Origin of the sequence: Mycobacterium sp. (genome assembly GCF_049281135.1) — a bacterium.
In the GTDB taxonomy this organism is placed as follows: Bacteria; Actinomycetota; Actinomycetes; order Mycobacteriales; family Mycobacteriaceae; genus Mycobacterium.
Map to the genome: position 1 here is coordinate 1 of NZ_JBAPRN010000715.1, position 4,341 is coordinate 4,341.

6 protein-coding genes are annotated in these 4,341 nt (G+C 65.2%); 3 read left to right on the plus strand and 3 right to left on the minus strand.

The features are described 5' to 3' along the window. Positions 1-595 (minus strand): metal ABC transporter solute-binding protein, Zn/Mn family (locus WAN02_RS28520; RefSeq protein WP_422268721.1); only part of this gene is annotated, 595 nt, incomplete at its 3' end. 502 nt (positions 596-1,097) lie between these two features. On the opposite strand from WAN02_RS28520, the gene WAN02_RS28525 reads away from it, so the two are divergent. Both WAN02_RS28525 and WAN02_RS28530 read left to right on the plus strand, forming a co-directional pair. Next, positions 1,098-1,391, plus strand: a complete 294-nt coding sequence (locus WAN02_RS28525) for a WXG100 family type VII secretion target (protein WP_422268731.1) — start codon at positions 1,098-1,100, stop codon at positions 1,389-1,391. Between the two features lie 23 nt (positions 1,392-1,414). Continuing rightward, complete coding sequence (locus WAN02_RS28530) at positions 1,415-1,705, plus strand: WXG100 family type VII secretion target (protein WP_422268723.1); 291 nt, start codon at positions 1,415-1,417, stop codon at positions 1,703-1,705. A 3-nt stretch (positions 1,706-1,708) separates the two neighbouring features. Here the strand turns inward: WAN02_RS28530 and WAN02_RS28535 are convergent, their stop codons facing one another. Continuing rightward, positions 1,709-2,686 carry a quinone oxidoreductase family protein gene (locus tag WAN02_RS28535; protein ID WP_422268725.1) on the minus strand — a complete coding sequence of 326 codons (978 nt, stop codon included), beginning with the start codon at positions 2,684-2,686 and terminating at the stop codon, positions 1,709-1,711. A gap of 31 nt (positions 2,687-2,717) precedes the next feature. On the opposite strand from WAN02_RS28535, the gene WAN02_RS28540 reads away from it, so the two are divergent. Then, positions 2,718-3,392, plus strand: a complete 675-nt coding sequence (locus WAN02_RS28540; protein WP_422268727.1) for a hypothetical protein — start codon at positions 2,718-2,720, stop codon at positions 3,390-3,392. Here WAN02_RS28540 and WAN02_RS28545 read toward each other — a convergent pair. Then, positions 3,342-4,316: a COX15/CtaA family protein gene (locus WAN02_RS28545; protein ID WP_422268729.1), complete on the minus strand. Its 975-nt coding sequence runs from the start codon at positions 4,314-4,316 to the stop codon at positions 3,342-3,344. The genes WAN02_RS28540 and WAN02_RS28545 overlap by 51 nt on opposite strands. Between the last annotated feature and the right edge of the window lie 25 nt (positions 4,317-4,341).

Sequence of the window (4,341 nt, forward strand, 5' to 3'; positions counted from 1 at the left end):
TCTCATGGCTGCTCAGGGCGGCGCGGAAGGCGTTGAGATCACCTGGAGACGGATCCGTCTGATTCGCCACGGCCCGCCGGTAGCCTTCAGGTGTCTTGTCGACAAGACCCAGGGCGTTAGCCATGTAGTTGAAGATGCCTTCGGTGGCGGCATACGACTTGCCCGACGCAGCGGCTTTGATCTTGGTGATGAGAGCGTGATAGGGCTTGAGGTCGGCGGTGAATGTCGTTCGCTGGGTGGCGAAATAGCCGGCGGCCGAAGGAGATAACCGAGTCAGCTCGGCTGTAACCGCGTCGGCGACGGCGGTAACCGCCGACGGGCTGTACCACAAGTGTGGGTTGGCGCCGTCCGGGGTTTCGGTGACAGCGGCGGCGCTAATCAATGGAACTTTGGGCACCGTGGTCGTCGCCAGTTTCGAGGCCCACGGATCGTAATCTGCCCCATTAACTACGACGAGTTGTGAGCCGGAGAAGTAGGAGGCATCCGCTGGCGAGGGTTGGTAGTCGTGCGGGTCAATCGACGAACTCACCAGAATGGTTTTCACCTTCGCGCAGTTTCCGCCGAGTGTCCCGACGATGTCGCCCCACTGATCCACGCTGACAACTACGTTAACCGGCGCGACGGGACACGGGCCCGCGGCGGCTACCCGGGTGGCAGTGGAAGAACCGCCGTGCGTGCACCCGGCGAGCACCGATGCAACACCGACAAAAAAGCTGGCGGCTGATCGCAGGCGCCAAAGACGTGGAACCTTCCGTTTTGGTGTCACCTTGACATCGACCTATCTTGACGCGGTGAAGTGCCTCGATGGACAGCTTGCCATGAAAATGATAATCTTTTTCAACTGCAAGCTGCATGGGTCGTCCGGGCGGAAGCGATGGCACCCGACAACGTGGAATGCGTTGGTACCGGAGTGGTTACGCCTTAGTTGAGCGGTCAGATCGACTACCATGCAGGTTACGAATTCTGGGCGTTAGGCGAGTGATCTTGATAGTTGCTATTGACAGCCCAAACGGCCGCGGGCGGTCCGTCGGTCGGCTGACGGCGCGTCGCAGTGAAAGCTTGTGCACATCAACCAAAATCGAAAGAAAGGTCAATCCATGAGTCTTTTGGATGCTCATATTCCGCAGTTGGTGGCGTCGCAGTCGGCGTTTGGGGCTAAGGCGGGGTTGATGCGCTCGACGATTGGTCAGGCTGAGCAGGAGGCGATGTCGTCGCAGGCGTATTTCGTCGGTGAAGGGGCGGCGGCGTTTCAGGCGGCCCATGCCCGGTTTGTGGCGGCGGCGGCCAAGGTGAATTCGTTGCTGGATATCGCGCAGGCCAATCTGGGCGATGCGGCGGGTACCTATGTGGCAGCCGATAGCGCTGCGGCGAGCAGCTACCCGGCCTTCTGAGTCGACGAACGAAAGGTTTTGTGATGTCGCAGATCATGTACAACTACCCGGCGATGCTGGCGCACAGTGCCGACATGGCGGGGTATGCGGGCACGTTGCAGAGTTTGGGTGCCGATATTTCTGCTGAGCAGGCCGCGTTGCAGGCGGGGTGGCAGGGTGACACCGGGATGAGTTATCAGGCGTGGCAGGCGCAGTGGAACCAGGCGATGGAGCAGTTGGTGCTGTCCTACCGCGCGATGGCGGGCACGCATGAGAACAACACCACCTCGATGCTGGCCCGCGACTCAGCCGAAGGCGCCAAGTGGGGCGGCTAACCCCTACGGCGTAAGGACGATCGAGCCGACCGTTTGACGGCCCTCCAGGTCGCGGTGCGCCTGCGCCGCCTCGGCTAACGGGTAGCTGCGGCTCACTGTGACGGTCAGCGATCCGTCGGCGATTGCGGCGAACAGTTCGCCTGAGCGCCAAGCGAATTCCTCGCCGGTGCGGGTGAAGTGAACCAACGTCGGCCGGGTCAGGTAGACCGAGCCGGCCGCGTTGAGTCGCTGAGGGTCGACGGGCGGCACCGGTCCGCTGGATGCACCGAACAGCGCCAGGGTTCCCCGCAGGGCGAGGCTGGCCAGGCTGGCGTCGAACGTGCTTGCCCCGACGCCGTCGAACACCGCCGCCACGCCGGCCCCGCCGGTCAGTTCGCGGATCCGCCCGGCGAACTCGGCCGCATCGTCGCCGGGGTAGTCCAGCACGTCGGTGGCGCCGGCCTGCCGCGAAAGCTCGGCCTTCGCCGGGGTCGACACCGTGGTGATCACTCGGACGCCCAGATTCGTCGCCCACTGCGTCAAAATCAGCCCCACTCCACCCGCTCCGGCATGGACCAGCACCGTGTCGCCGGACTGCACGGGATACACCGAGGTGATCAGATAATGCGCAGTCATGCCCTTCAGCAAAGCTGAGGCGGCCACGTCCAGGCCGACTTCCGATGGCACATGCGCGACCAATTGCGCTGGCGCGGTGCTAAATTCGGCGTAGGAACCCGACGCTGCTGCGGTCACCACCCGGTCGCCGTCGCTCAGCCCCGTCACGCCGTCGCCGACGGCGGCCACGGTTCCGGCCACTTCGGTGCCCAGCACGAACGGCAGATCGCCAGGGTAAGCCCCGGAGCGGAAATAGGTTTCGATGAAATTCACGCCGACCGCTTCGGCCTTGATCAGGACCTCACCCGGTCCCGGCGACGGTTGCGGACGCTCGACATAGCTCAGGACTTCCGGACCGCCGATTTCTGCGATTTCGATTGCGTGCATGGTGACTATCATCCGGATGCATGGAGTCCGCATGAAGTTGGCCCGGCCCGACATTCGCCATCCCCGGATTGTGCTGGCCGGTTCGGCGGACGGCGACGATGCCGACCTGGTGGCTGCACTGCGCACGCGCGGCCTGCATGCGCACTGGTTGTCCTGGGACGACCCGCGCACGCTCGACGCCGATCTGGTGATCCTGCGGGACAGCAGCGATCACACCAAGTTTTTGGCGTGGACGAAGCGGGTGCCCAACCTGTTGAACGCTCCTGACGTCGTCGCCTGGAACACGGGTCGGCGTTACCTGCGCGACCTTGGCCGCGCGGGAGTGCCCGTGCTGCGGGGCCGTCGTCCGTCAGGCTCCGCGGTTCGCACCGCGCTGGTTTTCATCGGCGGCGTCCAGTCCCACGCATTCGTCGAGAGTTCGCCGATCGAGGCCGATTTCGAATTGTGGGACCTCGGCCAGGCCGCCCTGCAGGCCGCCGTCGACCACCTCGACGTCGGTGTCGAGGAACTGCTGTACGCCCGCGCAGACGTCATCGAAGAATCCGGTGATGCCGAGCTGTCGGAGCTGAATCTGGTTGCCCCGACACTGGGTTGGCGACTACTCGACGACGACGCCCGCGACGACGCGCAGCGTCAGTTCGCCTTGTGCGTCGAGTCAGCCCTGGACCGGTTGGGGCTCGGCCCGCTCTCGCATCGAGGCCCATAAGGCCGCGGTCGCTGCGGTGCATATCGCGGCGCCGGCGACGTGGACCGCGACCAGCGCCGCGGGAACTCCGGTGAAGAACTGCACGGTCCCGACCGCGGCCTGGCCGAAAACCGCCACCAACAGAACGCCCAGCCGCAACAGGACCGGCCGCGGCGCGTGCACCGCGAGCAGCCCGAAGCCAAGCCCGACCAGCAGGGCGAGATAGGCGACCAGCAGCGATGAGTGCGCGTGCACCAACGTGGTGATCTCGATCCGCAGCCGCGGCACGGTCCGATGCGGGCTGGTATCCCCGGCATGCGGGCCCGCGGCCGTGACCAGCGTGCCGGCTACCAGCACCGCGGCCAGCGTCAGCGCGCTGAGCAGAGTGAGCGCGCGTAGCGGCTTGACCACTTGGTGACTGGTCACCCCGTCGTCAGGCTCGCCGACCTTGACGAACAGCAGCACCGAGAGCCACACCATCGTCATCGAAGTGAGCAGGTGAATGGCCACCGTCCACCACAACAGCCCGGTGCGGACGGTGACCCCACCGATCACTGCCTGCACGACTGTCGAGGCCGGCATCAACCAGGCGTAGAGCAGCACCTCGGCTCGGCGGTGGGCCCGGTAAACCACCAACACGGCCAGCGCCGCGGTGAGCACTACGGCGAAGGTGATCATCCGGTTGCCGAATTCGACGGCCTGGTGGATGCGGGGCACCTCGGAGACCGCGACCGGGGTGAAGCTGCCCGGAAAGCATTGCGGCCAGGTCGGGCAGCCCAGTCCTGAGGCGGTGACGCGGACGATCGCACCGGTGACGGCAATCCCACCCTGGGTCAGGATCACCGCCGCCGCGACGACCCGCTGCAGCCGCAGACTGGGCTCGGGCAACAAGTCCACCAACCGCCGCAAGAGTTGCCCGACAGCCATCGCCCGATCGTAGGGCAACGAAAACTACGTCGCGTAGTAGGGC

Bases quoted from the DNA above. Each gene is read 5' to 3' on its own strand.
- WAN02_RS28535 (WP_422268725.1), bottom strand. From the start codon at position 2,686: ATGCACGCAATCGAAATCGCAGAAATCGGCGGTCCGGAAGTCCTGAGC.
- WAN02_RS28525 (WP_422268731.1), top strand. From the start codon at position 1,098: ATGAGTCTTTTGGATGCTCATATTCCGCAGTTGGTGGCGTCGCAGTCG.
- WAN02_RS28530 (WP_422268723.1), top strand. From the start codon at position 1,415: ATGTCGCAGATCATGTACAACTACCCGGCGATGCTGGCGCACAGTGCC.
- WAN02_RS28540 (WP_422268727.1), top strand. From the start codon at position 2,718: ATGAAGTTGGCCCGGCCCGACATTCGCCATCCCCGGATTGTGCTGGCC.